26 protein-coding genes and 5 riboswitches are annotated in these 25,732 nt (G+C 73.7%); of the genes, 13 read left to right on the top strand and 13 right to left on the bottom strand.

All coding sequences use genetic code 11. From position 1 onward, the window contains the following. Positions 1 to 143 precede the first annotated feature (143 nt). Positions 144 to 208: riboswitch (Fluoride riboswitch) on the bottom strand. 154 nt (positions 209 to 362) lie between these two features. The 6 genes from QHG49_RS03825 to QHG49_RS03800 all read right to left on the bottom strand — a co-directional run bounded on the left by QHG49_RS03825 (position 363) and on the right by QHG49_RS03800 (position 5,245). Further along, complete coding sequence (locus QHG49_RS03825; protein WP_301487221.1) at positions 363 to 1,574, bottom strand: MFS transporter; 1,212 nt, start codon at positions 1,572 to 1,574, stop codon at positions 363 to 365. Positions 1,575 to 1,596: 22 nt separating this feature from the next. Continuing rightward, positions 1,597 to 1,983 carry a hypothetical protein gene (locus QHG49_RS03820; protein WP_301487220.1) on the bottom strand — a complete coding sequence of 129 codons (387 nt, stop codon included), beginning with the start codon at positions 1,981 to 1,983 and terminating at the stop codon, positions 1,597 to 1,599. Positions 1,984 to 2,006: 23 nt separating this feature from the next. Beyond that, complete coding sequence (gene ettA, locus QHG49_RS03815) at positions 2,007 to 3,674, bottom strand: energy-dependent translational throttle protein EttA (protein ID WP_301487219.1); 1,668 nt, start codon at positions 3,672 to 3,674, stop codon at positions 2,007 to 2,009. Positions 3,675 to 3,716: 42 nt separating this feature from the next. After that, a riboswitch (Fluoride riboswitch) is annotated at positions 3,717 to 3,780 on the bottom strand. Positions 3,781 to 3,872: 92 nt separating this feature from the next. Beyond that, a complete protein-coding gene (locus QHG49_RS03810) occupies positions 3,873 to 4,424 on the bottom strand; it encodes a hypothetical protein (protein WP_201300735.1) in 552 nt (183 codons plus the stop codon). Next, positions 4,421 to 4,705 (bottom strand): DUF211 domain-containing protein, encoded by a 285-nt coding sequence (locus QHG49_RS03805; RefSeq protein WP_159707106.1) that lies wholly within the window; start codon positions 4,703 to 4,705, stop codon positions 4,421 to 4,423. Before QHG49_RS03805 ends, QHG49_RS03810 begins: the two co-directional genes overlap by 4 nt. 194 nt (positions 4,706 to 4,899) lie before the next feature. Next, a riboswitch (Fluoride riboswitch) is annotated at positions 4,900 to 4,963 on the bottom strand. Positions 4,964 to 5,050: 87 nt separating this feature from the next. Next, positions 5,051 to 5,245, bottom strand: a complete 195-nt coding sequence (locus QHG49_RS03800) for a hypothetical protein (RefSeq protein WP_145484347.1) — start codon at positions 5,243 to 5,245, stop codon at positions 5,051 to 5,053. Positions 5,246 to 5,487: 242 nt separating this feature from the next. Next, positions 5,488 to 5,559, top strand: a riboswitch (Fluoride riboswitch). A 58-nt stretch (positions 5,560 to 5,617) separates the two neighbouring features. Here QHG49_RS03800 and QHG49_RS03795 point away from each other — a divergent pair. Next, on the top strand, positions 5,618 to 6,919 hold the full coding sequence (locus QHG49_RS03795) for a PP2C family protein-serine/threonine phosphatase (RefSeq protein WP_301487218.1): 1,302 nt from the start codon (positions 5,618 to 5,620) through the stop codon (positions 6,917 to 6,919). Between the two features lie 8 nt (positions 6,920 to 6,927). Here QHG49_RS03795 and QHG49_RS03790 read toward each other — a convergent pair whose 3' ends face one another. Beyond that, entirely contained in the window at positions 6,928 to 7,146 is a 219-nt protein-coding gene (locus QHG49_RS03790; protein WP_301487217.1) for a hypothetical protein, read from the bottom strand. Positions 7,147 to 7,342: 196 nt separating this feature from the next. Next, a riboswitch (Fluoride riboswitch) is annotated at positions 7,343 to 7,415 on the top strand. A 311-nt stretch (positions 7,416 to 7,726) separates the two neighbouring features. Between QHG49_RS03790 and QHG49_RS03785 the strand changes: the two genes are divergently transcribed. Further along, the gene (locus QHG49_RS03785) at positions 7,727 to 8,320 is read left to right on the top strand and encodes a phosphatase PAP2 family protein (protein ID WP_301487216.1); all 594 of its coding nucleotides are present in this window, start codon (positions 7,727 to 7,729) and stop codon (positions 8,318 to 8,320) included. A gap of 108 nt (positions 8,321 to 8,428) precedes the next feature. On the opposite strand, the gene QHG49_RS03780 is transcribed toward QHG49_RS03785, so the two are convergent. After that, positions 8,429 to 8,863 (bottom strand): VOC family protein, encoded by a 435-nt coding sequence (locus QHG49_RS03780; protein ID WP_159707114.1) that lies wholly within the window; start codon positions 8,861 to 8,863, stop codon positions 8,429 to 8,431. Positions 8,864 to 9,387: 524 nt separating this feature from the next. Between QHG49_RS03780 and QHG49_RS03775 the strand changes: the two genes are divergently transcribed. From QHG49_RS03775 to QHG49_RS03760, 4 genes are all read left to right on the top strand, one after another. Beyond that, positions 9,388 to 10,752 (top strand): beta-1,3-glucanase family protein, encoded by a 1,365-nt coding sequence (locus QHG49_RS03775; RefSeq protein WP_301487215.1) that lies wholly within the window; start codon positions 9,388 to 9,390, stop codon positions 10,750 to 10,752. A gap of 183 nt (positions 10,753 to 10,935) precedes the next feature. Next, positions 10,936 to 11,640: a DUF2470 domain-containing protein gene (locus QHG49_RS03770; RefSeq protein WP_145484356.1), complete on the top strand. Its 705-nt coding sequence runs from the start codon at positions 10,936 to 10,938 to the stop codon at positions 11,638 to 11,640. A gap of 16 nt (positions 11,641 to 11,656) precedes the next feature. Beyond that, positions 11,657 to 12,328, top strand: coding sequence for an isochorismatase family protein (locus QHG49_RS03765; protein ID WP_145484358.1), 672 nt, complete (start codon positions 11,657 to 11,659; stop codon positions 12,326 to 12,328). A 222-nt stretch (positions 12,329 to 12,550) separates the two neighbouring features. Next, positions 12,551 to 14,050: an amidohydrolase gene (locus QHG49_RS03760; protein ID WP_301487214.1), complete on the top strand. Its 1,500-nt coding sequence runs from the start codon at positions 12,551 to 12,553 to the stop codon at positions 14,048 to 14,050. A gap of 34 nt (positions 14,051 to 14,084) precedes the next feature. Here QHG49_RS03760 and QHG49_RS03755 read toward each other — a convergent pair whose 3' ends face one another. The 3 genes from QHG49_RS03755 to QHG49_RS03745 form a co-directional block, all read right to left on the bottom strand. Next, entirely contained in the window at positions 14,085 to 14,840 is a 756-nt protein-coding gene (locus tag QHG49_RS03755) for an O-methyltransferase (RefSeq protein ID WP_301487213.1), read from the bottom strand. Between the two features lie 21 nt (positions 14,841 to 14,861). Continuing rightward, positions 14,862 to 15,800 (bottom strand): alpha/beta fold hydrolase, encoded by a 939-nt coding sequence (locus QHG49_RS03750; protein WP_301487212.1) that lies wholly within the window; start codon positions 15,798 to 15,800, stop codon positions 14,862 to 14,864. 128 nt (positions 15,801 to 15,928) lie between these two features. Then, a complete protein-coding gene (locus QHG49_RS03745; protein ID WP_159707124.1) occupies positions 15,929 to 16,621 on the bottom strand; it encodes a TetR/AcrR family transcriptional regulator in 693 nt (230 codons plus the stop codon). A gap of 275 nt (positions 16,622 to 16,896) precedes the next feature. Between QHG49_RS03745 and QHG49_RS03740 the strand changes: the two genes are divergently transcribed. Continuing rightward, on the top strand, positions 16,897 to 18,318 hold the full coding sequence (locus tag QHG49_RS03740; protein ID WP_370530561.1) for an MFS transporter: 1,422 nt from the start codon (positions 16,897 to 16,899) through the stop codon (positions 18,316 to 18,318). 26 nt (positions 18,319 to 18,344) lie between these two features. Further along, on the top strand, positions 18,345 to 18,860 hold the full coding sequence (locus QHG49_RS03735) for a GNAT family N-acetyltransferase (RefSeq protein ID WP_301487210.1): 516 nt from the start codon (positions 18,345 to 18,347) through the stop codon (positions 18,858 to 18,860). Here QHG49_RS03735 and argB read toward each other — a convergent pair. Next, positions 18,834 to 19,790: an acetylglutamate kinase gene (argB, locus tag QHG49_RS03730; protein ID WP_301487209.1), complete on the bottom strand. Its 957-nt coding sequence runs from the start codon at positions 19,788 to 19,790 to the stop codon at positions 18,834 to 18,836. The genes QHG49_RS03735 and argB overlap by 27 nt on opposite strands. Positions 19,791 to 20,448: 658 nt before the next feature. On the opposite strand from argB, the gene QHG49_RS03725 reads away from it, so the two are divergent. The 5 genes from QHG49_RS03725 (at position 20,449) to QHG49_RS03705 (ending at position 25,451) form a co-directional block, all read left to right on the top strand. After that, positions 20,449 to 21,243, top strand: coding sequence for a 2,3-dihydro-2,3-dihydroxybenzoate dehydrogenase (locus tag QHG49_RS03725; RefSeq protein WP_301487208.1), 795 nt, complete (start codon positions 20,449 to 20,451; stop codon positions 21,241 to 21,243). 61 nt (positions 21,244 to 21,304) lie between these two features. Continuing rightward, positions 21,305 to 22,969: a (2,3-dihydroxybenzoyl)adenylate synthase gene (locus QHG49_RS03720; RefSeq protein ID WP_301487207.1), complete on the top strand. Its 1,665-nt coding sequence runs from the start codon at positions 21,305 to 21,307 to the stop codon at positions 22,967 to 22,969. A gap of 15 nt (positions 22,970 to 22,984) precedes the next feature. Continuing rightward, the gene (locus QHG49_RS03715) at positions 22,985 to 23,617 is read left to right on the top strand and encodes an isochorismatase family protein (protein ID WP_301487206.1); all 633 of its coding nucleotides are present in this window, start codon (positions 22,985 to 22,987) and stop codon (positions 23,615 to 23,617) included. Positions 23,618 to 23,803: 186 nt separating this feature from the next. Beyond that, positions 23,804 to 25,201, top strand: coding sequence for a lysine N(6)-hydroxylase/L-ornithine N(5)-oxygenase family protein (locus QHG49_RS03710; protein ID WP_301487205.1), 1,398 nt, complete (start codon positions 23,804 to 23,806; stop codon positions 25,199 to 25,201). 19 nt (positions 25,202 to 25,220) lie between these two features. Next, entirely contained in the window at positions 25,221 to 25,451 is a 231-nt protein-coding gene (locus tag QHG49_RS03705) for an MbtH family protein (protein ID WP_145484376.1), read from the top strand. Positions 25,452 to 25,554: 103 nt separating this feature from the next. Here the strand turns inward: QHG49_RS03705 and QHG49_RS03700 are convergent, their stop codons facing one another. After that, positions 25,555 to 25,722 carry a hypothetical protein gene (locus QHG49_RS03700; protein ID WP_159707136.1) on the bottom strand — a complete coding sequence of 56 codons (168 nt, stop codon included), beginning with the start codon at positions 25,720 to 25,722 and terminating at the stop codon, positions 25,555 to 25,557. Positions 25,723 to 25,732 lie beyond the last annotated feature (10 nt).

Raw genomic sequence — 25,732 nt, 5'->3', positions numbered from 1 at the left:
ACCGGGCACGTCCGCCCGGACACATCCGTGCGGCGGGGGCGGTGCGCGGCGGCAGGCGGGCGTCGGCGCGTCCCGGCGGCGGCCCGGCAGGGCGGGGGAGTGCGGCGCGGTGGGTGCGGGCATGGCTCCTCCTGGTCATATCCGTTCGACCAGGGACCGTCAGCGGCGTGTTGCCGCGGTTGCGGTGAGCCCCATCACCGGCGCGTCGGGCGCGTACCCATAGTGTGCCCCGAAGATCGCACCCGCAAGGCATCGGGGGTACGCCGAACGGGCCAGGCGTCGTAGAAGAGAACCGAAGACCTGTCGACGCGGCCGCTGCGGAAGCCGGTCGCCGAACCGGTCGGCCGGGCCCCGGGCGGACGTCACCGGGTCCGCCCGACCACCACGAGCAAGGGGATCGCGGCCACCTGCAGGGCCACCGAGAAGATCACCAGGTCGGGGACCGAGTGGTCGTAGAGGGCGCCCAGGGCGAGGCTGCCGGCGAACCAGCACACGCCGAAACCGGTGTCGAACAGCCCGAACGCGGAGGCCCGGCGCCGTGGGCCGGTCATGCCGGTGACCGCCGCCTTGACCACCGATTCCTGCACCGCCATGCCCAGCCCCCACAGCACCACGCCGACGACCGCCGCGCCCGCGCCGCCGAGGAAGACCAGCGGCGGGAAGCACGCCGTCAGCAGCGTCGCGGCGACGACGGTCCGCACACCCCACCGGTCGAACAACCGGCCGAGCACCAGCGCGGCCGGCGCTTCGGTGGCCATGGCGCCCGCGTACAGGACCGGGATCCATGGCGTGGCGATGATGTGCGCCTTGCCGAAGTGGTAGGCGATGAGCGGGTAGTCGGCGTACGCGGCGGCGATCAGCCCCATGCCGGCCAGGTAGGTCCAGAAGACCCTGGGCAGGCCGTGGCGGTCGGGGAGGTCCGCACCGATGTCCAGATCCGCCGGGCGCGGGTACCGCCGCCACGCCCCGGCCAGCACCACCAGGGTGAGGGCGGCCGGTACGGCGAGCACCGCGAAGCCGACGCGGTAGCCGCCGTGCAGGGCCAGGACCCCGGCCACGATGAGCGGGCCGGTCATCGCGCCCGCCGCGTCCAGGGCCTCGCGCACGCCGAAGACCCAGCCGCGGCCCAGCTCGGCGGTGGCGTGCGCGAGCATCGCGTCCCGGGCGGGATTGCGCATGGCCCGGCCGCCGCGCTCGGCGATGATCAGCACGGCGGCCACCGGCCAGTGCCCGGCGAGCGCCGGCAGCGGCACGGCCACCATCTGCACCAGGTAGCCGACGGCCGTGATCGGCCAGTACGCGCCGGTGCGGTCGGCGGCGCAGCCGAACACGAAACGCAGCCCGTAGCCGAGCAGTTCACCGGTCCCCGCGACCAGGGCGACGACGAGACCGCTCGCGCCGAGCGAGCCGAGGAAGGGGCCGGTGATGCCCCGGGCGCCCTCGTGCGTCATGTCCGAGAACATGCTCACCACACCGATGAGCAGCACGAACCGCATCGCCGTACCCCTGGCCGGTGCGCCACGCGAGCCTCCCGGCGCCGCCGGGTTCCGCTCACGGCGGTCGGGCACGGTCATGGACACCTCCGTCGGGTCGGCGCTACGCGGTCGGCAGGGGGCTCGGTTCCGGCGCCGCGCCGGGGTGGTCGGTCACCCGGTGGCGGCCGTGGCCGGACCGGCGGGACAGGGCGCGGGCGGCGCCGTGCAGGGTGCGGCAGGCGCCGAGTTCGCGGGCGGTGTGCGCGGGGACGGCGATCCAGCGGGCGCGGCGGCCGTCGTCGTGGCGCCGGACCCGGCCGAGGAGCCGCCCGTCGTACGCGACGACCTGGATGACCGGGTGTCCGGGAAACAGCGGGGTACAGGCCAGACCGCGTACGGCGGCGAGTCGTCCGAGGGCCTGTTCCTCGCAGAGGTGCCACTTGGCGTTGACGACGACGAGCCGGGCCGCGCGCAGCACCGCCACCGCCTCCTGATCGAGGTGTGTCATGGCACAGGGCTCCTGTCGGGCGGTCAGCCGCGTACCAGCCGGCGGCGGGTGATCCGGTGCGGACGGGCCGCCTCCGCGCCCAGCCGGTCGAGCTTGCCGGCCTCGTAGTCGGCGAAGTTGCCCTCGAACCAGAACCAGTCGGCGCCGCCCTCCCAGGCCAGGATGTGGGTGGCGACCCGGTCCAGGAACCACCGGTCGTGCGCGGTTATGACGGCGCAGCCGGGGAAGCCGAGTAGCGCGTTCTCCAGGGACGCCAGCGTCTCCACGTCGAGATCGTCGGTCGGCTCGTCCAGCAGCAGGAGGTTGCCGCCCTGCTTGAGCGTCAGGGCGAGGTTGAGCCGGTTGCGTTCGCCCCCGGACATCACCCCCACGGGCTTCTGCTGGTCGGCGCCCTTGAAACCGAACGTGGCGACGTACGCGCGCGAGGGCATCTCCACGTCGCCGACGCGGATGTGGTCCGCACCGCCGGACACCGCCTGCCACACCGACAGGTCCGGGTCCAGCCCGGCGCGGTTCTGGTCCACATAGGAGACCCGCACCGTGTCACCGAGCCGCAGGGTGCCCGCGTCGGGCCGCTCCTCGCCGACGATCATCCTGAACAGGGTGGTCTTGCCGACCCCGTTGGGGCCGAGCACCCCGACGAGTCCGCCGCGCGGCAGGGAGAACGACAGCTCCGCCATCAGCAGCCGGCCGCCGAACCCCTTGGTGACGCGGTCGGCCTCCAGGACCAGGCTGCCCAGCCGCGGCCCGGGCGGGATCTGGATCTCCTCGAAGTCCAGCTTCCGCACCCGGGCGGCCTCGCCCGCCAGCTGCTCGTACCGCTGCACCCGCGCCTTGGACCTGGCCTGGCGCCCCTTGCCGCCGGAGCGCACCCACGCCAGCTCCTCGGCCAGCCGCTTCTGCCGCTTGGCGTCCTTGCGGCCCTCCACCTGGAGCCGGGCCGCCTTGGCCCGAAGGTAGGTGGAGTAGTTCCCCTCGTACGGATAGGCGTGCCCCCGGTCGATCTCCAGGATCCACTGGGCGACGTTGTCCAGGAAGTACCGGTCGTGGGTGACGGCGACGACGGTGCCGGGGTAGTCCGCCAGATGCTGCTCCAGCCAGGCCACCGACTCCGTGTCCAGGTGGTTGGTGGGCTCGTCCAGCAGCAGCAGGTCCGGCTGGGACAGCAGCAGCCGGCACAGCGCCACCCGCCGTCGCTCACCGCCCGACAGCTCCGCGACCGGTGTGTCGGGCGGCGGGCAGCGCAGCGCGTCCATCGCCTGCTCCAGCCGGGAGTCCAGATCCCACGCCCCCATGTCGTCCAACCGCTCCTGGAGCGCGCCGAGTTCGTCCAGGAGCGGCTGCGCCCGCGCACCGCCGGCCGCGCCGAGAAGGGTCGTGACCTCCTCGTACCGGTGCAGCGCGGCACGGATCCCGGCGACGCCCTCCTCGACGTTGCCCAGGACGGTGGCCGAGTCGTCGAGCCGGGGCTCCTGCTCCAGGATCCCGACGCCGATCCCGGGGGCCGCGAGGGCGTCGCCCCCGGTGGGCCGCTCCAGTCCCGCCATGATCCGCAGGACGGTGGACTTGCCCATGCCGTTCGGGCCCACGACGCCGATCTTGGCGCCGGGCAGGAAGGAGAGGGTGACGTCGTCGAGGACGACCTTGTCGCCGTGGGCCATACGGGCCTTGCGCATCGTGTAGACGTACATCCGCGATGCCTCCGGAAGCCGGGCCGCCGGACATGGCGGCGGGTGCTCGCAGAGGCCATCAGCACGGAGCGTGCGCTCAAGGGCGAGCCTCATCGCCCATCGCGTCCATGGTGCGCCCACCTGGCCCGTCCCCGCCAGCCGGCCTGCTCACCGGGGCCATCGGCGGGAACGCGACAGGCGCGGGTCCGCGTGCTCCGCTCAGGTGATGTGCAGCCATACGCCGATCCACGTCACGGCCACCCCGCCGCAGCCGAGCACCGCCGCCCACCGCACGGGACTTCCCGCGAACAGGCGCCCCAGGACCGCTCCCAGCGCGGTGAGGGCGACGACGGCCAGCACCACCACGATCCACGACAGCTCCGGCGCCGCGGCTCCGGCCAGCAGGGGCAGCGTCGCCCCGGCGAAGCTCGCGGTGCAGGCGATCACCGTGGCGGTGAGCGCGCGCGTCAGCGCGAGGCGGCCGAGCCGGGTCGTGGCCAGCTGCCCGCGCCGGGTCAGGTTCAGCTGCTGCGAGGCGCGGATCAGATAGGCGCGGCGGTCGGCGTAGTCGGCCACGAACACCGCGAACGCGGCCGTCGTCAGCGCCACCAGCCCCACCCGGAGCGCCAGCGAGGCACTGACCGGCGTACCGGAGCCCACCAGCGAGGCGGCGGACAGCGTCAGGGCGTTGAGCAGGCCGTCCACCAGGCCGAGGACGAGCGGCAGCATGGACCGCGCGGCCAGGGTCCGCAGACGGTGGACCGGGGTCATCGCGAACGCGGCTTGTTGTCCAGCAGATAGGCGCCGGCCACGATCTCGTCGATGCTGTGGACGACCGCGCCGGTGTGCTGGATCGCCTCGGTCAGCGCGCCGACGTCGATGTCGTCGCCCTCCACCGTGACGTTCGTGCCGACGGTCTCGATGTCGATCTCGGTGACCGCGATGTTCACCGCCTTCACGCCGGGCGCGGACTCGATCACCGACGCGAGGTGGATCAGATCGGGCTCGTCGATCGTCTTGTCGACGTCCAGGACCAGCCGTCGTACGGGCATGTCCAACTCCTTCTGGCGGGGGTTCAGGCAGCCGGGGCGGAGGGCGGGTTCGGGGGGAGGCGTGAAAGGGCCGGGCGGAGACGGACGTGGAACGGCCCCGAAAGGGCTCGTGTCGGCGTGCTCGGGAGCGGCAAGGGCGACGGCACCTCCTGGCTCGTGACCGCCGGCGGGCAGCCGCGGCGGCCGTCCGACCGGCAGAGGTAGAGGCCATCAGCACGGGATGTGCGGTCAAGGGCGAGCCTCATCGCCGACTCCATAGTGCGTCATCCGGCGCGCGTCCTGCCACGTCCGCCGCGCCGACGCCGACCAGGCCGCCCGCGTCCCGCCGTTCGGTACCGGCCCCGGTCACTCGCGCGGGCGCTTCCTGACCGGAGCCCTGAAGACGAGGACCGCCCAGCCGCCGTACCCGGGGCGGAAGACCGCGCGTGCCGCGACGCCCCGCGCCCACAGCCGGTCGGCCTGCTCGGCGGCGGCGCGGCGGGCGGCGGGCCCGGTGCCGTGGCGCAGGACGCGGGCGACCGGGTCGGCGAGGCCGCTCATGACGCGCCGCCGTCGGACCGTGGCGGCCGGGCCGCCGCCCGGCCGTCCGTCCGGCCCTGGGTTTCACCCATCCGGATCACCACCCTCGTCGGGCAGGGGCCGTCGGCGGCGCCGTGCCGCGGTGGGCGGTGGGCCCCTCCACCGTCCGTCTCACCTTCACGGTACGGGCCGCCGAAGACGTCCGCCGCCGGTGGTCGGAGGGGGTGAGGAGGGATTGCGCGGCGCCCGGGCGGGGCATCGGTGCGTAGGACGGCGATGAGGCTCGCCGTGTGCAACCGCCCGGTCCGCGCCGCGCTGATGGCCTCTACCCGCGATCCCACCGGACAGGCGGTCCGGAGCCCCCACCGCCCCAGGGACGCCCGGAGGAGCGCCATGAAACGAGAACCGACGCCCCAGGCGGCCGTACCGTCCGAGGCGCTGCCACCGGAGGTCGCCGCCGCCCGGCTGCGGCTGCTCGCCGATGTGAGCCGCGCGCTGGCCTCCGGGCTGGACGCGCAGGAGGCGTTGCGCAGACTCGCCCGGCTGGTCGTGCCGCAGCTGGCCGACGCCTGCGTCGTGGACGTGGTGGAGGGCGAGGGGCTACGGCGTCTCAGCGTCACCGACCGGGACACGGAACGGGCGCTGCGCGTGCTGTCCGGAGGGCTGCTCCCCGGCCCGGACGACTCGGCCTGCGCGCTGGCGAAGGTGCTGCGCGGCGCGGGCCCCGTCCTGGTCACCGACTTCGGCGCACCCGACCCGGCCGACCCGCTGCGCGCCGCCCAGTGGGCCCTGTACCGCACGCTCGGCGCCCACAGCGCGCTGATCGTGCCCATGCGCGTACGACGGCAGGAACTGGGCGCCCTCACCTTCGTCCGCCGCGCCGGGGCACCGCCGTTCGACGAGCAGGAGCAGGCGCTCGCCGCCGACCTGGGCCACCGCGCGGCCCTCGCCCTGGACAACGCCCGGCTGTACGCCCTCCAGGAGCACACCGCCGAGCAGCTCCAGCTCTCCCTCCTGCCCGACCTGACCGGCCTGGACCACCTCCAGCTCGCCACCCGCTACCTGGCCGCCCGTGAACGGGCCGAGGTCGGCGGCGACTGGTACGACGCCTTCCCGCTGCCCGACGGCTCGGCCGTCCTCGCCATCGGGGACGTCGTCGGCCACGACCTGGCCGCCGCCGTCCGCATGGGGCAGCTGCGCAACATGCTGCGCGCGCTCGCCTTCGACAGCGGCGGCGACGACCTGGCGGGCATCATGTGCCGCCTGGACAGGGTGATGCAGGGCCTGACCAGCATCGAGCTGGTGACCGCCGTCATCGCGCGCGTCGAGACATCCGGCACCGGCCCCTGGCGGCTCACCTGGACCAACGCCGGCCACCTCCCGCCCCTGCTGGCCCAGCCCGACGGCCACACACTGCTGCTGGAAGGCGGACACGCCCCCATCCTCGGGGTCGACCCGGCGCTCACCCGGGACACGGCGACCATCACGCTGCCGCCCGGCGCCACCCTCCTCCTGTACACCGACGGCCTCGTCGAACGCCCCGGCGAGGACATCGGCCGGGGTCTGACACGGCTGCGCCAGCACGCGACGGCACTCGCCCGCGAGCCACTGGCCGTCTTCCGCGACGAACTGCTCAACCGGATGAGCGACGTCCAGAACGACGATGTCGCCGTACTCGCCCTGCGCGTCCCCTGAGCGGGGCGTCACGGCCGCTGCCCGGGGCCGCCGTCCGGCGCCGAGCGGCCGCGCACGGCCGACGGCAGCCAGGTACCGACGCCGATGACCAGGACGGCGATCACGGTGGCGGGCAGCGGCAGGCCGAGGACGAGACTGGCGGCTCCGGCGAGGACGGCGGCACCCACCAGGCACAGCACCAGCGTGGCGACGAGCCCGACCAGGTCGTGCTCACGACGGTCAGCCATGACAGCGGTCCTCCCTGCTCGAACACCGAACAGGGACCGTTGGCGGCACGACCGCGGTTGACGGCGAGCCCCACCGCCGTATGCCGTCCCACCGTAAGAGCGCCCGGCGAACCGGACAACCGGTGTGCCGCCGGGCGGGCGTTCGCGCGCCGATCGGCCGGCGAAGCACTTGACCGGTACCGCGTACACCTGTTGACTCGACCCCGGCGATGGATCCCGCCTGGACCTCCTGTCCGAACCGCCTCCCGGCTGATGGTTCCTGACCGACGTCAGGACCGCATGCCCTCGGGAGGTACCGGGTGCCCGCCCCACTCGACGCCCGCCGCCGTTCGCGCGGCGCGCCGCACAGCCCGGCCGGTGTCGTACGGCCGCTACTCCGCCACCAGCCGGTCGGCGCGAGCCTGGAGCCGCGACCGGACTCCTCCCCCCTGAAGCGTCCTTCCGGCGCGGGTCCCACCGAGGCGGACACCCGCGAGCCTCTGTCGCGCGGAAGGACATGGCCGGGGGTGCGCGACCCGAGGGAACGGCGCACCCCCGGCCCACACCGCTCCCGACGGGACGAACACCCGTGCCGGAACCCATGAGCCGGTGCCGTGCCGCGGCCGGACTGCTGGGCGCGGTGCCGCTGTCCGTCGCCGCCCGGCACGAGAGGGTCCTGGCCGCGCTCGACCGGGGCATCAGGGTGCCTGCCCCGCGCACGGGGCTCTCCCGCCGGGCGTGGCTGGCCGTGACCGCGCTGGGGTCGCGTCCGGTGGCCTGTACGGCGACCGCCGCGCGCTGTCTGCGCCTATCCGGCCGGACCCGCCGGTCGGCCGCCGACCGCCGGCTGCCCCTCGCGGTCCTGGCCGCCGCAGACGTGACCCGCACCGCGATGTGCCGAGCCGTCGGCCGCCGACGCCCGCCCCAGGCAGGCCGGTTCGCCCCCTTCCACGGGGCGAGCTACCCCTCCCGCCACACGGCGACCGCGCTGCTGGCCACCGGTCTGGTCACGGGCTCGCGGACGGCCGCCTACGGGGCCGGCTGCGCCGTCGGCCTGAGCCGCCTCGTCCTGAGGGTGCACTGGCCCACCGATGTCCTCGGCGGATGGCTGTTCGGTTACGGCTGGCCGGCGGCGGCGCGGGCCGCCCGGACGGCCGCGGCCAGGGCGACCGACGCGGGCGACCGGGGCGCGTAGCCCGGTCCGTACGACCCCGCCGCCCAGGTCCTCGCCCGCGTGTTCGCCGACTCCAGGACCGGACGAGATCCACAGCCCCGCGACTCCCGGCCGCGTGCGGCGGGGAGGTCAGTCGAGACAGAACTCGTTTCCCTCGATGTCCCGCATGATGAGGCACGACTCGTCGAAGCCGTCGGCACGCAGGAGCTGGACCCGCACCGCGCCGAGCGCGACCAGCCGCGCGCACTCGGCCTCCAGCGCGGCCAGCCGCTCCTCACCCACGAGCCCGGTGCCGACCCGGACATCGATGTGCACCCTGTTCTTCACGACCTTCCCCTCGGGAACGCGCTGGAAGAACAGCCGCGGCCCCACACCCGAGGGATCGGCGCAGGCGAACGCCGCGCCCTGCCGCTCGGCCGGCAGCGAGCGGTCGAAATCGCCCCAGCCGGCGAAGCCCTCCGGTGGCGGCGGAACCTCGTATCCCAACACCTCGCACCAGAACCGGGCGACACGCTCGGGATCGGCGCAGTCGAAGGTGACCTGGATCGTCCTGATCGATGACATCGGCGCACCATAGCAAGGGTGCACCGCTGCCCGACTTCCTTTTTCGGACCGGCCCGTGCCGGCCTTCGAGGGTCAGCGGAATTGGCCCCCGCTGGCCCGCCGTCCCAGGCTCGGCGGGCCGACGCCTTGGGGGCGCCGTCGCGAGGTAAACCGGAACGTACGCCTCCGGCCGTCCGGTGGGAAGGCTTACGGATGTGTGGTCCAGGTCACACGGGGTGGCCGGCCGTCAAGGGGTGGGAACTGGCCTTGCGGCAGGCGGAAGGCGTCGGCCACGCGCAAGAGGGCGGGCCCTCTGCGCGTCGGTGAAGGCTCAACGACGGCCCCAGCGGGACGCCGACCGGCACCGCCCGCACGGGCCCGGTGTTCGAGAGCCGAACGAATTCCGCTGCACTGCCGTTCATTTGTGAACAACCCATTGACTGGCCCCGGCGGGCTTGCCACCATCACCCTCACCCGAGAGCGCTCTCAGGCTGCGTCACGGTTCGGTCTCCAGCACGGTCCCCACCCGTTCGAGGAGTGCGCCCATGCCAGTCGGCTCCGTCTCACCACGCCGCGCGCCGGGACGACCCCGGTCCCGGCCCCACCTCGTCCTCGCGCTGCTGATCGCGCTCGTCGCGGCGCTCGGACTCACCGTCACCTCCCAGAGCCCCGCCCGCGCCGCGGGCACCCTGCTCTCCCAGGGCAGACCCGCCACCGCCTCCTCCACCGAGAACGCCTCCTTCGGCGCCGCGCAGGCGGTGGACGGCAATGACCAGACCCGCTGGTCCAGCGCGTTCGCCGACCCACAGTGGATCATGGTCGATCTCGGCTCGGTCCAGCCCCTCACCCAGGTCACCCTGAAATGGGAGGCCGCCTACGCCAAGGCCTTCACCCTCCAGACGGCCACGGACCCGAACGGCCCCTGGACCACCGTCTATTCGACCACCGCCGGCCCCGGCGGCGTACAGAACCTGAACGTGAGCGGCTCCGGACGGTACGTCCGGATGTACGGCACCCAGCGCGCCACCCCGTACGGCTACTCCCTGTGGGAGTTCCAGGTCTACGGCGGCTCCGGCGGCACCACGCCTCCGGACGCCTTCTGGGGCACCACCGACGACATCCCGCCGTCCTCGGCCGTCATGAAGGTGAAGGTGCTCAACCGGACGGGCGGCGCGTACCCGGACAGCCAGGTCTACTGGAGCTACAACGGCCAGGAGCACTCCATCGCCGAGCAGCCCTACGTGGACATCGTCGCCGCCCCCGCCCAGCGCATGTACTTCTACGTCGGCTCCCCGAACGGCCAGTACTACGACTTCATCGAGTTCACCACCGGCACGTCCTCGTTCAGCGGCAACACCACCCGGGTCGACGCCTGGGGCCTGCCGCTGGCGATCCGGCTGCACTCGCACAGCGGACAGGACATCCAACTGGGCGACGCCCAGGACCTGTTCACCATGACCCGCGACCAGGTGTTCCAGAACTTCCAGAACTCCGTGCCGCAGCAGTTCAAGGTCCTGGCCCAGACCCAGGCGCCGTACCGGATCATCGCTCCCGGCAGCGACCCGAGCTTCCGGGCGGGCGGCGCGAACGCCAACTACTTCACGGCGTACGCCAATTCGGTCGGCGTGAACGAGTCCACCTCGAACATCTTCGGCTGCGCCGGATCCCTCGCCTCCAACGCCGCCCTGTGCGCCGCGCTCAACCGGCACACCGCGAACCTGCCGGCCGCGCAGCAGCAGGACCCGTCGAAGTTCTACGGCGGCGACCCGGCCAACTGGTACGCCAAGTACTGGCACGACCACGCGATCGGCCACCTGGCGTACGGCTTCCCGTACGACGACGTGGCGGGCCAGGCCGCGTACACCTCGATGGACGGCCCGCAGTGGATGGAGGTCGCGGTCGGCTACTGACAGCTCGCCGGCTCACGCGCGCCTGACGAGCCGTCAGCCCGCACGCGCGACGCGCGCACGCCCCTTCACCGGTGATCGTCCCGGCCGGTGGAGGGGCTCCGTGCGTGCGGGGCGACTGGCCAACCAAGAAGGGTGTGAGTTAGGTTAGGCTTACCTTACTTTCCCTGGTCCTGGAGGGCCCGGATGCGTCGTACCCCCAGTCCTGCCAGCGCGCCGACGGCCGCCGAGCGTGTCCGGTCGATCCTGGCCGCCGCCCACTCGATGACCGTCGTCAGCGACGGCCGGCACCATGAGATCCGCCGACTCGACGGCACCGGTGCGATGGGACATTTCCATCTGCACGCCGCCTGGGAAGGCACCGGCACCCCGTCGCCCGTACGGGTCCCGGTCCGCCTGGAACTCACCGACATAGCGCCCACGCCGGTACGCGACCGGCTGCGCGCCCGCGTCACCCTGACCGGGGTGCTGCGTGCGCCGTACGACCCGGACGCCACCGACAGCACGTGCATGGAGTTCGGACAGGGCGTCCTGGAGGACTCCGGCGGACGCGCGTACGTCACCCTCCAGGAACTGGAGGCGACCGAACTCGATCCGCTGGCCACCAGCGAGGCGGGCCTGCTGACCCACCTCGTGGACGACCACGCCGACCTCGTGCCCCGGCTGCTGCGGCTCGTACGGCCACGCCCGGAGCCCGGCGTGATCAAGGTGGTCCCGGTGGCTATCGACCGCTACGGCCTGACCCTCCGCCTGGAACACCGGCGCTCCCACCACGACGCCCGCATCCCGTTCCGCACCCCCGTGCGCGACCTCGACCACGTCGGACCGCAGATCCACGCCCTGCTGTCGGCGGCGCGCCGCCTCTCCCACACCGGCCACCTGCTGGCCTGAGCCGAAAGGCGAGACAATGACGTCCTCCAGCGTCCTCCCGTACCCCATGCCCGACGCGGCGTCGCTGCCGGACGGCGGCCCTTCCTGGCGCATCGATCCCTGCCGTGCCGCACTCGTCGTACAGCATATGCAGGAATACGTCCTGCGGGCCCTGCGGGAGACCGCGCCGGTCGCGCAACTCCTCGACAACATCAGCCGGTTGACCGAGACCGCCCGCTGTTTCGGCGTGCCCGTCGTGTACGTGACGCGCATTCCGGGATCGCGGTCGGTCGGGGGAGAGGGGCCGGGGCCGGTGTTCCCCGCGCCGGTCCCGCTCGCACCGCCCACCGAGACCGATGCCCGCGCCGTCGTGGACGTGCTGCGGCCGGAGGCCGGCGACACGGTCCTGACGGCCAAGCGGTACAGCGCGTTCGCCGGCACCCGGCTGCGCTCGCGCCTGAGGGAACTCGGGCGGGACCAGGTGGTGGTCGTGGGCGCGGCGGCGCGCACCGACGTCCTGCTCACCGCGGCCGACGCCTGGATGCAGGACCTCGAACCGTTCGTCGTCGCCGACGCCGTGGCCGACCGCACGGCCGCCGACCACGCCATGGCCGTCCACTGGCTGGCCGCCACCTGCGCGACCGTCACCGTCACCGAGGCCGTGCGCGCGGATCTGAGCGGCCGGCCCGCGGACACCATGGCGCTCTGAGCACGCCGCGGACACCATGGCGATCTGACGCAGCATGCCGCGGACACCATGGGGCTCCGAGCACGCCGCGGACCCGCCGGTGCGGTGGCCCGCCCGATGGCCAACGGCCGTGCGTGCCACCACAGTTCACCTCTCGCCTGCCCACAGCCGTGGGTAAGGTGAGGCCACGTTTCTCGCCGGTCGTTCGGCCAAGAGCCGCCCGGCGTCCTCCAGGGAGGCTTCATGACCGACTTCGCGCTCGTACTCGAACGGGTGCGGCTCGGCGCCGGCGGCCCGCTCAGCCGGGTCCGCGTGGCGGACGGCACCGTCACCCATGTCGTCACCGACGCGGAGTACGGCGACCGGGCGGCCCCCGACGGCCGCGAGCGGGTCGTGGACCTCGACGGGCGCGTCCTGCTGCCGGGGCTCTGGGACGCGCACGTCCACCTGGCGGAGTGGGCGAACGCCCGGCACCGCCTGGACCTGGCCGGCACCGGATCCGCACGGGCGGTCGCCGACCTGGTGCGACGGCAGACCGGCGGGCCCCGCGACACGGTCCTGTTCGGGTACGGCTTCCGGGACGGTCTGTGGTCCGACGCCCCGCACAAGGACCTGCTCGACGCGGTGCTCCCGGACCGGCCGGTGGCCCTGGTCAGCGCCGATCTGCACGCCGTGTGGCTCAACTCCGCCGGCCTGGCGCTCATCGGCCGGGGCGACCACTCCACCGGGCTGCTGCGCGAGCACGAGACCCACGAGGCGCTGTCCGCCCTGCCCAAGGCCCCCGTCGAGGTGGTCGACGACCGGATCGCCGAGGCCTGCCGGGCCGCCGCCGCGCGCGGGGTGACCGGTGTCATCGACTTCCAGTACGGCGACACCGTCGGCGACTGGGAACGCCGTACGGCGCACACCGCGCCCGCCGTGCGCGTGGCGGCGGCCGTCTACCCGAGCCGTCTCGACGCGGCCATCGCCCGGGGCCTGCGTACCGGCGGCGGGGTCGGCCGCCACCCCGGGCTGGTCCGGGTGGGCCCCCTCAAGCTGTTCACCGACGGCTCGCTCAACACCCGTACCGCGCTGTGCCATGACCCCTATCCGGGCCTGGCGGGCGGCGAGGGCGCGCACGGCATCGAGGAGACGGCCCCCGAGGAGCTGGTACGGCTGATGCGCCATGCCGCCGCGCACGGCATCGAGCCCGCCGTGCACGCCATCGGGGACCGCGCCAACACCGTGGCCCTGGACGCCTTCGCGGCCGTACGCTGCCGCGGCCGGATCGAGCACGCGCAGCTGCTGAGCCCCGAAGACCTGCCGCGTTTCGCTCAGTTGGGGGTCACGGCCGGAGTGCAGCCCCGGCACGCCACCGACGACCGGGACGTGGCCGACCGGCACTGGGCCGGGCGCACCGGCCGGGCCTTCGCGTACGCCGCCCTGCACGCGGCCGGCGCCCGGCTGGAGTTCGGCTCGGACGCCCCGGTGTCCCCGCTGGACCCCTGGCTCGCCGTCGCGGCGGCCGTCAGCCGTACCGACGACGAACGTCCCGCCTGGCACCCGGAACAGCGGCTGTCCGTACCCGACGCGCTGGTGGCGGCGGCCCGTGGACGCCGGCTGGTCCGGGTCGGGGACCCGGCCGACCTGGTCGTCGTGGACGTGGACCCGCTGAAGGCCGACGCCGCCACGCTGCGGGCGATGCCGGTGCACGCCACGATGACCGGCGGACGCTGGACCCACGGCCCGTACGGGACGGCCTGATCCGGCGGCGCACCCAACGGGCGGGCCCCGGCGGTCAGTTCTTCCGGGACACCTCCAGGCCGCCGTGCCCGGGGAGCGTGACGGAGGTGAACGGCCCGGCGGGGTCGCGGACATGGGCGAGGTGATCGGCGTACCGGCGGCGCCCGCTGACCACGTTGTCGCAGACGACCAGCGCGCCGGGCCGCAGCAGCGGTGTGACGATCCGGAGCGCGGGCAGCGCCATGGGGATCCAGATGTCGACCGGCATGAGGTCGATGGGGCCCCGCACGGTGGTCAGCGTCTCGCGCAGGTCGCCGACGAGGATGTCGACATGCTCGGACACTCCCGCGGCGGCGATGTCGGCACGGGCCTCGGCGACCTTGCCGGGCTCGTGCTCCGTGCCGAACACCTTGGCGTCGGACAGGCCGCCGCCCTGGCCCGCCGGGGACATGCCGTCGGCGAGGTTGTCGCGGACCGCCGCGGCGAGGTAGATCGTGGACACGCCGTAGGAGGTGCCGGCCTCGACGACCCGGCGGGCGCCGATCGCGCGGCACAACTGGTAGCACTGGGCGGCCTTGTGCGGGTCGAGAGCGACCAGTTTGTCGGCCAGCCACGCCTTGCCGTCCGCCGACCGCGTGGGGTCCCGCGAGCCCTCGCGCAGCCGGCTGGTGCCGGCGTGGGCCAGGACCGGCGCGAGAGCGGTGCGGGTCTGGCGGCGGCTGCGGGCGTGCAGCCGGTCGGCCACCGCGCGGGCCCGGTCGTCCAGCGGCGACGGGGCGTACGCGGCGGTTCGTGCGGTTCGGCCGGTCATCGGGACACCTCCGGTGCGGGGTCAGCCGTTGCGGTCGTCGCGCACGGGCGCCTTCGGCCCGGGGGCGTCCGGCTGCCGGACGAGCCGGGCGATCTCCGCCACGACGAGGTCGGGCTCGGTCAGCGGGACGTAGTGGCCGGAGCGTTCGGCGATCACATGGCGGCCCCGGGGCGAACCGGCGGCCCGGCGGGCGTGCGAGGCGTTCGCGGCGGCACGGACCGAGCGGCTCATGCCGTTGCCGGTGCGGGCGCCGGACACGACGGTGAGCGCGATGTCCCTGGTGTCGGGCGGGGTGTCGCGCCAGGCGGCGAGTTCGTCGAGGAAGGTGCGGTTGGTCTCGGCCCAGGTGGACATCGCCCCCGCCGTGAACGCCTCCCGCCGCATCGCCGCGCGCACATCCTCGGGGGCGGCCCTGAGCAGGGGCTTGTGCAGCAGGTGCAGCAGACCGAGGCGGGCGAGCAGTCCGTAGGCGCGGGGCACGATCCGGCTCATCCGGCGAAAGCCCGGGGTGAACAGTACATCGGCGGCCTCGTCGGTGGGTTCGACCAGGACGAGGCCGGTGATCCGGTCGGGGCGGCCGGCCGCGGCCCGGCGCACGATCGGGCCGCCGGCGCTGTGCCCGACCAGGACGAACGGGCCGGGCCCGAAGTGGTCGAGCAGATCGCCGAGGTCGTCGGCCATCCGCGTGAGCGTCCGCCCCGCCGGGTCCGGCGCACTGCGGCCGAGCCCGGCCCGGTCGTAGACGACGGCCCGGGCGAACCGGGCGACCGCGGGCTGTACCTGGGCCCAGGAGGAACGGTCGGCCGCCACCCCCGCCTCGAAGACGACCGTCGGCGGCACCCGGCCGGGAGGCGGCGGCCCGGCGTCCGGCTCGCGGGGGTCGAGGACCATCGCGTGCAGCCGTCGTCCGTCACGGGTGGGCACCCACACGGACCCGCCCTGGGTGTACGGCCGAGTCATCCGTTTCCCCCCTCGCCGTCGGCACCACGAGGCCGACACGGAAGCAACTTAGGTAAACCTAACTTACGCCTCGGCCGGAGCGGTACCCTCGACTTCGGCGGCAGGGGCGGCTGACGGGTGTCCGTGTCTCAGAAGTCCGCCGCGTCGGGCAGAAAGGCCGTCAACAGGGCCTTGAGCGCCGTCGCGTAGGTGTCGCGGCCCTGCCGCAGCTCCGCCGCGCGGACCCGGGCGAGCGCCGGAAGCTCGGCGGGGTCCAGCGAGTCGAGGGCCTGCCGGCGCTGGCTCGGCTGGGGCGGCGGGGTGAGCGGGTGCTCGTTGAGCAGTTCGCCGGTGGTGAGGTGCCAGCAGGCGTGGTAGGCGGTGGAGGCCTGGCGCTCGGTGAGGCCCGCCGCGAGGAAGTCGGCCAGGCAGGCGTCGGTGAACGGGAAGGCGTTGCGGGCGACGAGTTCGCCGCGGATCAGGATGTGCAGCACCCAGATGTGCTCGGCCATGTAGTCGTGCGCGGTGGTCAGCCGGTTGAACAGCCGCTGCGCGGGTGACGCGCCGGGCACCTCCACCGGCAGCCGGGACGCGATGTCCTCCAGGATCGCCAGCAGCAGCGCGTCACGGTCGGCGACGTGCCGGTACAGCGACGCGGCGGCGGTACCCAGTTCGGCCGCGACCGCCCGCATGGTGAGCGCGTCCAGCCCCTCGCGCTCGATCAGCTCCCGGCCCGCCCGCGCGACGGCCTCGGGTGTCAGTCCCGGCCTCGGCTGCGACCTGGGCACCCCGCGCCGTCGGCGTGCCGGGTCGGGGTCGGAGGTCTGCGGAGGGCGGTACATGCCGTCATCCTCCCACTTCCCGCACGTCCGAGGTGGAAGTTAGGCATGCCTTACGCGTACATTGTTCGCGTCGTCGCGCGGCAGAGGTCCGCGCCGAGCAACGGGAGTAGTGCGCCATGACCGAGACGCCGTCCGGGACCGCACCCGGCACCGCAGCCGACACGGGATCCGATCCGGGATCCGATCCGGGATCCGATCCGGGATCCGATCCGGGATCCGATCCGGGATCCGACACGGGACCCGACCGGGCGTCAGGCCCCCGGGCGCGCCCCGGCCTGGTCCTCGCCACCGCCTGTCTGGGGCAGGTGATGGTCGTCCTCGATGTGAGCGTCGTGAACGTGGCGCTGCCCTCGATCGCCGGCGACCTCGGATTCCGGCCCGGCGGGCTGTCCTGGGTCGTCAACGCCTACACGCTGGTCTTCGGCGGACTGCTGCTGCTCGGCGGCCGGTTCGCCGATTTCGTGGGGCACCGCGTCGCGATGTTCCTGGGGCTCGCGGTCTTCGGGGCCACCTCCGTGCTCGGCGGCTTCGCGCAGACACCGGGCCAGCTCATCGCGGCCAGGGCGGGCCAGGGCCTGGCCGGTGCGCTGCTGGCCCCACTGAGCCTGGCCGTCATCATGGTCACCTTCCGCGAGCCCCGCGCGCGGGCACGGGCCGTGGGGATCTGGGCCATGGTGTCCGCCGCGGGCAGCGCGCTCGGTGTGCTGCTGGGTGGGGTGCTCACCGAGTGGCTGTCCTGGCGCTGGGTGCTGTTCGTGAACGTACCGATCGTGGCCGCCGCCCTGATCCTGGCCCGGCTGTCCGTCCGTGACGGGCGCACGACCCGCATGAGCCGCCTCGACCTGCCCGGCGCGCTCCTGGTCACCGTCGCCCTGACCGCCCTGGTGAACGGGCTCATCCGGGCCGGCGAGCACGGCTGGGGGTCCGGCGGCGCCCTCGTCTCCTTCGCGGTGGCGGTCGTCGCGGGAGCCGCCTTCGCGGTCTGGGAGCTGCGGGCGGCGGCCGAACCCCTGGTCCGCTTCGGGGTGTTCCGTGCCCGGCCGGTGTGGCTGGCCAACGTGATCGTGCTGTTCCTCGGCGCCGCCACCGTCGCCGGGTTCTACTTCGCCTCGCTGTTCCTCCAGAACGTCCTGCGCTACTCGCCGCTGCGGGCGGGCGCCGCCTTCCTGCCCTTCTGCTTCGGCACCGTCGTCGGGTCCATGCTCTCCGGCCGGCTGGCCACGCGCTTCGGGGCCCGCGCCGTACTGACCGCGGGCCTGGTGCTCGGCGCGGCGGGCATGCTGCTCTTCGGCCTCATGCACGCCGACTCGGCCTTCCTGACCGGCTTCCTGCCGGCCTCGCTCGTGGCCTCGACCGGCGTCGGCCTGTGCATGGTGGCCAACACCTCCCTGGCCACCGGTGCCGCCGCCCCGCACGAGGCCGGGCTGATCAGCGGTCTCATCAACGCGGCCCGGCAGATCGGCGGAAGCCTCGGGCTCGCGATCCTCACCACCGTCGCCGCGACACAGGGCGCCTCGTCCGCCCCGGCCGAGCGGGTCCACCAGCTCGTCACGGGGTACGACCGGGCGTTCCTCGTCACCGCCGGCTTCTGCGCCGCGGCCGCCGTCGTCGCCGCCGTGTTCGCGCCCGGCGCCCGCCGGGACCAGCCCGCTGTGCTCCCCGCAGCAGCGGCGGAGCAGGACCACGCCCCCGCCTGACCACCAGATCCAGTTAGGACAGCACGGTGACTCCCCACTCCGTACTCCACGTCGCACCCCTCCTCGTACCCCCTCCCGCGCCTCCGGTGGTGGTGCGCGCGGCCGGGCGCGAGGACGCGCCCGCGCTGCACCGCCTCTCCCGGGTGTTCGCCCGGACCGGTGAGCTGCGCGAGCGGACCTTGGCGCAGTACGCGCGCGACGCGGCCGACTTCCTGCTCGCCGAGTCGGCGACCGGCCGGATCGAGGGCTGCGCGGGGCTGCGGATCCACGCGGCACCCGAGAGCCGGGACCCCGGCCGCACCGCAGTCGTCTACAACTTCTGCGTGGCGGCGGCCAGTCAGGGCCGGGGCGTCGGTACGGCCCTGCTGACCACGCTCCTCGCCGAGGCCGCGGCCCGCTCGGCCGCCACGGTGTTCGCCGCGACCAGCGGCGACGCGGCACTGTTCCTGCGCCATGGATTCACCGTGGCCGACGCGTCGGCGGCCTGGCCGGCCGGGCTCGCTCCCCGCCCGGGGTCACGGGTGCTCAGCCGGGCCCTGTGACCGGTCCGGCCGGGTGCGCCGGCCGGTGTCCTCGCCGTGTTCGCCGGACCGGTCCGGGAACACGGTGGTGCCGGCGCCCCGGTCGCGAAAGCCCTCGCGCAGCAGGGCGCCCGGCACCCGCCCGTCGATGACACGCGCCGCCCGCACCCCCTCGCGCACCGCCCGCAGGCACCCCTCCATCTTGGGCACCATCCCGCCGGTCAGGTCCGGCAGCAGCGCGTCGAGTTCCGACGCGGTCAGCCGCTCGATCACCTCGTCGCTCGTCGGCCAGTCGGCGTGCAGCCCGGTGACATCGGTGAGGACGATCAGCCGCTCGGCGCCCAGGGCACCCGCCAGGGCCGCCGCCGCGAGATCCGCGTTGACGTTGTAGACCTCGCCCCCGGCCCCCCTGGCGAGCGGTGACACCACCGGGACGCGGCCCCGGGACAGCAGCGCGCGGATCGTCTCCGGGTCCACCCGGACGACATCGCCCACCAGCCCGATGTCCACCGGCTCGCCGTCCACCCAGGCCGGTCTGCGGACGGCGGTGAGGGTGTGCGCGTCCTCGCCGGTCAGTCCGACCGCCAGCGGGCCGTGCGCGTTGATGAGGCCGACGATCTCCCGCTGCACCTGCCCGGCGAGCACCATGCGCACCACGTCGAGGACTTCGGGCGTGGTGACCCGCAGCCCGGCCGTGAAGCGGACCTCCAGGTCGAGCCGGGCGAGCAGGGAGCTGATCCGGGGCCCGCCGCCGTGCACCACCACCGGGTGGACCCCGGCCCGCAGCAGCGTCACGACGTCCCGCGCGAAGGACCGTTGCAGCGCCTCGTCGACCATGGCGTGGCCCCCGAACTTCACCACGACCACCTTGCCCACGGACGCCTCCAGGTGGGGTGTGGGGTCGGCCGGTGGGGGAGTGGAGGGTGCGGCAGGCGCGGAAGTCGATGTCATCGGGTGTTCGTCCCTTCGCTGAGGCCCCTGGTGGGGGCCATGGGGTCGGCTCGCGCGGCCCGGCGTCGGACCGCCCCGGGCACAGGGCCGTGCGGACGGTGCGGAGTCGGGTGGCCGGGAGCCGGCGGCGCGCGTACGTGGGCGCGGTGCGGCCGGATGGGCGGGTGCGGCGGAGTGCCGCGGCGCGGACCGGCGCGTCCAGCGCGTCCGGTGCGCGGTGACGTGTGCCGGCGGTGCGGTGCGGTGCGGTGCGGTGCGGTGCGGTGCGGTGCGGTGTGCGGTGCCGCTGCTTCCGGCGTCCGACAGTCCGACGCCGACCGGGAACGGCCGTCGCGACGTCGTCCCCGGGGACGTTACCCGACGACGCGGCCCGCTCGCTCGTACGGGTACGCCCCGGGCCTCTTGGGCACAAACCGCAGGACATCGCGGGGACTTGGGTTTTCGGGGGGTGATCCGGGTGACATGGCGCCGACGTTGACGATCACCGTCAAGGTAAAGGTATGGTTAGCCTTACCTAAGTCGCCGGGGGCGGGCCGTGGTGTCCCCCCGGGTGGTCGTATCCGTTGCGCGTTCGCCGGAAACCCGAGGCCATGAAGTCATCCCACAGATCCCCATCTGCCGTTCACCGATCAGGCGCCCGATACGAGGGGGCGGTCGTATGAGCGGCGAGCCCGAACTGGCCGGTCGTACGGCCCTGGTGACCGGGGCGGCGCGGGGAATCGGCGCCGCCGTGGTCGAGGCCCTCGCCGGACAGGGCGCACGCGTCCTCGCCACCGATGTGGACGGTGCGGCCGTGGCCGAACTGGCCGCACGGCACGAAGGCCGGGTCACGGGCCGGGAATTGGACGTGACCGACGCCACGGCGGTGGAGGACCTGATCGCCGAGGCCGAACGGACCCTGGGGCCCCTGGACATCGTGGTCAACGTGGCCGGCGTCCTGCGCGGCGCGGCCGTGGTCGACCTGGACGACGCCGACTGGGCGGCCGTGTTCGCGGTCAACACCGACGGCGTCTTCCATGTCTGCCGGGCCGCCGCCCGCCGGATGACCGAACGGCGCCGGGGCAGCATCGTGACCGTCGCCTCCAACGCGGCCGGTGTGCCCCGCGCCGGTATGGCCGCCTACGCCGCCTCCAAGGCCGCCGCCGTGATGTTCACCAAATGCCTCGGGCTGGAGGTCGCCCCGTACGGGGTGCGGTGCAACACCGTGTCCCCGGGCTCCACCGACACGGACATGCAGCGCGCCATGTGGGACAGGGCGCCCGGCGGCCCCGACAGCGGCCGACGGGCGGTGATCGAGGGGGACCTGGCGTCGTACCGCACCGGCATTCCGCTCGGCCGGATCGCCGAGCCGTCGGACATCGCGGACGCCGTCGCCTTCCTGGTCTCCGACCGCGCCCGGCACATCACCCTGCACGACCTGTACGTGGACGGCGGCGCCACCCTGCGCGCCTGACCGCCCTCGGCGCACACCGCCGCCCCGTGACGAACCCCGCCGAACACCGTGGAGCCACGCCGTGACCATCGAACCGATACCCGCCCCCTCGGGCCTCACCCCGGGCGTGGACGCGCCCACCTGGCCCGAGGAGTTCGCCGAGCGCTACCGGCGGGCCGGTCACTGGCGGGGCGAGACCTTCGGCCGCATGCTCCGCGAGCGGGCCGCCGCCCATCCCGACCGGGTCGCCCTGGTGGACTTCGCGCCCGAGCGCCGCACCCGGACGTACCGGCAGCTGGACGAGGCCGCCGACCGGCTCGCCGCCGGGTTCGCGGGGCGCGGCATCGGGCGCGGGGACCGGGTGGTCGTCCAGCTGCCCAACACCGCCGAGTTCGCCGAAGTGGTCTTCGCCCTCTTCAGGCTGGGCGCGCTGCCCGTGTTCGCGCTGCCCGCCCACCGCGACACCGAGATCACGCACTTCTGCGCCTTCTCCGAGGCCGTCGCCTATGTGATCCCGGACGTGCACGACGGCTTCGACCACCGCGACCTCGCCACCCGGGTCCGGCAGAGCGCCCCCGGCCTCCGGGAGATCTTCGTGGCGGGCGACCCGGGCGGGCACACGGCGCTGTCCGACGTGCCGTGCGGCCCGTCCGGACCGCTGCCCGAACCGCAACCGCACGAACTGGCCTTCCTCCAGCTGTCGGGCGGGACGACCGGGGTGTCCAAGCTGATCCCCCGCACCCACGACGACTACATCTACTCCCTGCGCGGCTCGAACGAGATCTGCGGTGTCGACGCGGACACCCGCTTCCTGGTCGTCCTGCCCGCCGCCCACAACTTCCCCATGAGTTCCCCCGGCTGGCTCGGCACGCTGTACGCCGGAGGCCGCGTCGTGATGTGCCCCAAGCCCGATCCGACGACCGCGTTCGCCCTGGTCGAGCAGGAGCGGATCACCATGACCGGCCTGGTGCCGCCGCTCGCCCTGCTGTGGACGGACAGCGCGCCGCGCGCCGAACGCGACCTGGCCAGCCTGGAGCTGGTGCTGGTCGGCGGGGCCAAATACAGTGAGCAGGCGGCGCGGCGGCTGGAACCGGCGCTCGGCTGCCGGCTGATGCAGGTCTTCGGGATGGCCGAGGGCCTGGTCAACTACACCCGGCTGGACGACGATCCGGAGACGATCGTCACCACCCAGGGCCTGCCCATCTCGCCCGACGACGAGATCCGGATCGTGGACGACGCCGACCGGGACGTGCCCGACGGCGAGTTCGGGCATCTGCTGACCCGGGGCCCCTACACCATCCGCGGCTACTGGCGGGCTCCGGAGCACAACCGGTCCGCGTTCACCGAGGACGGCTTCTACCGCACCGGTGACATCGTCCGCCGCACGGCGAGCGGGCACCTGATGGTGGAGGGGCGGGCCAAGGACCAGATCAACCGGGGCGGCGAGAAGGTCGCCCCGGAGGAGATCGAGAACATCATCCTGGCCCACCCGGCGGTCCATGACGTCTCCCTGGTCGCGGTGCCCGACGACTACCTCGGCGAGCGCACCCTCGCCCATGTGATCCTGCGCGCCGACGCCGAGCCGCCGACGGCCGCCCAGATCAAGGCGTTCGTCCGCGCGCGCGGTGTCGCCGCCTACAAGATCCCCGACCTCGTCCGCTTCGTCGACGCCTTCCCGCAGACCGGCGTCGGCAAGGTCAGCAAGAAGGGGCTGCGCTCGGCCGCGGTCCCCTCCGAGCAGCGCTGAAAGGCCCCTCTCCCCATGGCACTTCCGTCCATCACCGGCTACCCCCTGCCCACCGCGGGCCAGTTGCCGGACAACCGGGTCTCCTGGTCCGTGGACCCGGCGCGGGCGGTGCTGCTGGTGCACGACCTCCAGCAGCACTTCCTCTCCGCCTTCCCGCCCGGCGAACAGCCGCTGACCGGCATGCTGGCCAACACCGCCCGGCTGCTCGACGCGGCCCGGCAGGCCGGGACACCCGTGGTCTACTCGGTCCAGCGCGGCGGCCAGACCCCCGAGGAACGCGGGCTCCAACTCGACTTCTGGGGACCGGGCGTGGCCGACGATCCGACGGCCCTGGCCATCCCGGAACCCGTGGCCCCCCGGCCCGGCGACACGACGCTGACCAAGTGGAAATACAGCGCGTTCGCCCGCACGGACCTCGCGGACCTGATGCGGGACCAGGGACGCGACCAGCTGGTCGTCGTCGGTGTGTACGCGCACATCGGCGTCATGACGACGGCCTGCGACGCGTGGATGCGGGACATCCAGGCGTTCGTGGTCGCCGACGCCGTGGCGGACTTCTCCCGCGAGGACCACGAGATGGCCCTGCGCTGGGCGGCCGGCCGGTGCGCGATGGTGATCACCACGGACCAGGCGGCCGAGTCCTTCTGAGCGGCCGTTGCCGCCGGGTCCAGCGCGTCGCACGTTAGTTGATGAATCATCAACTCCTTTTAGCATTGCCGGTGTTGATAGGCCGATGAGGCTTGACACCATCCCGAACCTAGGAAAACTTAGGCGAGGCTTGCCTAAGTGAAGATCGTTTGTCGGTCCCTCGCGGGACCTTGTCGAAGGGCGAAGATGTCAGCAGGGCGTGCGGTTGCCGGTGGGCCGGGTCAGTGGCCGGTCCAGGATGTGGTCGGTGTGGGCTTCGGTCCGGCGAATCTGGCGTTGGCCGTCGCGGTCGCGGAGCAGAACGCGCACGGCGGCGGTCGTGGACTGCGCTCGGTGTTCGTGGAGCGGCAGCAGGAGTTCGGCTGGCATCGGGGAATGCTGCTGCCGGGCGCGACGATGCAGGTCTCGTTCCTGAAGGACCTGGCGACGATGCGGGACCCGGGCAGCCGGTTCACCTTCCTGCGCTACCTGCACGACAAGGGCCGGCTGGCCGACTTCATCAACCAGAAGTCGTTCTTCCCGACCCGCGTGGAGTTCCACGACTACCTCCGCTGGTGCGCGGCCATGGTGGAGGACCAGGTGCGCTACGGGCGCCAGGTGTACGCCCTGCGGCCCGCCGCGGACGGCGACGGTCCCGCCTCCGTCCTGGAGGTCCACACCCGCCCCGCCGACGGGGAGGCCTCCGGTGACGAAGTGCTGCGGACGCGCAACGTCGTCCTGGGTACGGGACTGGTGCCCAGGTTCCCGGAGAACGTGACGCCGGGGCCGCGGGTGTGGCACAGCTCGGAGCTGCTGCCGCGGGCGGCGGCCCTGAAGGACCGCCCGGCGCGGCGCTTCGTGGTGGTCGGCGCGGGCCAGTCCGGCGCGGAGGCCGCCGAGTTCCTCCACCGCGAGTTCCCGGACGCGGAGGTCTGCGCGGTCTTCAGCCGCTACGGCTACAGCCCCGCCGACGACAGCCCCTTCGCCAACCGGATCTTCGACCCGGCGGCCGTCGACGACTTCTACACGGCGCCCGACGAGGTCAAGGAATCCCTGCTCGGCTATCACGCCAACACCAACTACTCCGTCGTGGACGGCGAGTTGATCGAGCAGCTCTATCGCACCGTCTACCAGGAGAAGGTCGCCGGCACCGAACGGCTGCGGATCCTGAACGCCACCGCCCTGACCGCCGTCGAGGAACACCCCCAGGGTGTCCGCGTGGCGCTGCGCCCCCTGATCGACGGCGACCCCCGCACCCTCGACTGCGACGCCGTCGTGCTGGCCACCGGCTACCGGCCCTCCGACCCCCGCACCCTCCTCGGCCCCCTGGCCGAACACTGCCTGACCGACGGCCAGGGGCGGCTGCGGATAGGACGCGACCACCGGATCGCCACCACCGGCGCCGTCCGCGCAGGAATCTACCTCCAGGGCGCCGCCACCGAGCACACCCACGGCATCACCTCCTCCCTGCTGTCCACCCTCGCCGTCCGCGCCGGTGAGATCTGCGACGCGCTCCTCCTCGACCGCGCCCAGCGCACGGACGCCGGCGCCGAGGCCGCCGACCTCGCGGCCGAGACCGGCACCGTTCCCCTCCCCACCCCCTGACCCCGCCAGGAGACCGGCCATGGCCGCCACCAACCCCTTCGAGGACGACAGCGCCCGCTACCTCGTCCTCGTCAACTCCGAGAACCAGCACTCCCTCTGGCCCGCTTTCGCCGCCGTACCCCAGGGCTGGACCGTCGCCCACGGCGAGGACACCCGCGAGGCGTGTCTCGCCCACGTCAGCCGGCACTGGACCGACATGCGGCCCACCAGCCTGATCGAGCACGCGCGCGCCGCGGCGCCGGACGCCTGAGAGTCGCGGGCCCGGTGGGCGGCGCACTCCCGCACGCAAGTCCCTGGTGCGGACGCGTAGTTGACCGTCGAGCCTTTCTCTTAATAAAGTAAGGCTAACCTAACTATCTGGTGAGGTTGTCGTATCCGGCCAGGTTCTCGGAGCCCTTGCTTCCCCGCCCGGAACCCCTGCCGATGTCCTCGCTCGTCACCGCTCTCGCGAGCCGGCGCGCCTCTCCCGGCAGGACGACCACCCCGGAGAAACCGCCGTGCCGCCGGCGCCCAGACCGCACGCCCGAATGA

The sequence above is a fragment of the Streptomyces sp. WP-1 genome (assembly GCF_030450125.1).
GTDB lineage: Bacteria > Actinomycetota > Actinomycetes > Streptomycetales > Streptomycetaceae > Streptomyces > Streptomyces incarnatus.
Note: the sequence above shows the minus strand (reverse complement) of the source record. Positions and strands in the feature narration are given on the sequence as shown.

Bases quoted from the DNA above. Each gene is read 5' to 3' on its own strand.
- QHG49_RS03825 (WP_301487221.1), bottom strand. From the start codon at position 1,574: ATGACCGTGCCCGACCGCCGTGAGCGGAACCCGGCGGCGCCGGGAGGC.
- QHG49_RS03820 (WP_301487220.1), bottom strand. From the start codon at position 1,983: ATGACACACCTCGATCAGGAGGCGGTGGCGGTGCTGCGCGCGGCCCGG.
- ettA (WP_301487219.1), bottom strand. From the start codon at position 3,674: ATGTACGTCTACACGATGCGCAAGGCCCGTATGGCCCACGGCGACAAG.
- QHG49_RS03810 (WP_201300735.1), bottom strand. From the start codon at position 4,424: ATGACCCCGGTCCACCGTCTGCGGACCCTGGCCGCGCGGTCCATGCTG.
- QHG49_RS03805 (WP_159707106.1), bottom strand. From the start codon at position 4,705: ATGCCCGTACGACGGCTGGTCCTGGACGTCGACAAGACGATCGACGAG.
- QHG49_RS03800 (WP_145484347.1), bottom strand. From the start codon at position 5,245: ATGAGCGGCCTCGCCGACCCGGTCGCCCGCGTCCTGCGCCACGGCACC.
- QHG49_RS03795 (WP_301487218.1), top strand. From the start codon at position 5,618: ATGAAACGAGAACCGACGCCCCAGGCGGCCGTACCGTCCGAGGCGCTG.
- QHG49_RS03790 (WP_301487217.1), bottom strand. From the start codon at position 7,146: ATGGCTGACCGTCGTGAGCACGACCTGGTCGGGCTCGTCGCCACGCTG.
- QHG49_RS03785 (WP_301487216.1), top strand. From the start codon at position 7,727: ATGAGCCGGTGCCGTGCCGCGGCCGGACTGCTGGGCGCGGTGCCGCTG.
- QHG49_RS03780 (WP_159707114.1), bottom strand. From the start codon at position 8,863: ATGTCATCGATCAGGACGATCCAGGTCACCTTCGACTGCGCCGATCCC.
- QHG49_RS03775 (WP_301487215.1), top strand. From the start codon at position 9,388: ATGCCAGTCGGCTCCGTCTCACCACGCCGCGCGCCGGGACGACCCCGG.
- QHG49_RS03770 (WP_145484356.1), top strand. From the start codon at position 10,936: ATGCGTCGTACCCCCAGTCCTGCCAGCGCGCCGACGGCCGCCGAGCGT.
- QHG49_RS03765 (WP_145484358.1), top strand. From the start codon at position 11,657: ATGACGTCCTCCAGCGTCCTCCCGTACCCCATGCCCGACGCGGCGTCG.
- QHG49_RS03760 (WP_301487214.1), top strand. From the start codon at position 12,551: ATGACCGACTTCGCGCTCGTACTCGAACGGGTGCGGCTCGGCGCCGGC.
- QHG49_RS03755 (WP_301487213.1), bottom strand. From the start codon at position 14,840: ATGACCGGCCGAACCGCACGAACCGCCGCGTACGCCCCGTCGCCGCTG.
- QHG49_RS03750 (WP_301487212.1), bottom strand. From the start codon at position 15,800: ATGACTCGGCCGTACACCCAGGGCGGGTCCGTGTGGGTGCCCACCCGT.
- QHG49_RS03745 (WP_159707124.1), bottom strand. From the start codon at position 16,621: ATGTACCGCCCTCCGCAGACCTCCGACCCCGACCCGGCACGCCGACGG.
- argB (WP_301487209.1), bottom strand. From the start codon at position 19,790: ATGACATCGACTTCCGCGCCTGCCGCACCCTCCACTCCCCCACCGGCC.
- QHG49_RS03725 (WP_301487208.1), top strand. From the start codon at position 20,449: ATGAGCGGCGAGCCCGAACTGGCCGGTCGTACGGCCCTGGTGACCGGG.
- QHG49_RS03715 (WP_301487206.1), top strand. From the start codon at position 22,985: ATGGCACTTCCGTCCATCACCGGCTACCCCCTGCCCACCGCGGGCCAG.
- QHG49_RS03710 (WP_301487205.1), top strand. From the start codon at position 23,804: ATGTCAGCAGGGCGTGCGGTTGCCGGTGGGCCGGGTCAGTGGCCGGTC.
- QHG49_RS03705 (WP_145484376.1), top strand. From the start codon at position 25,221: ATGGCCGCCACCAACCCCTTCGAGGACGACAGCGCCCGCTACCTCGTC.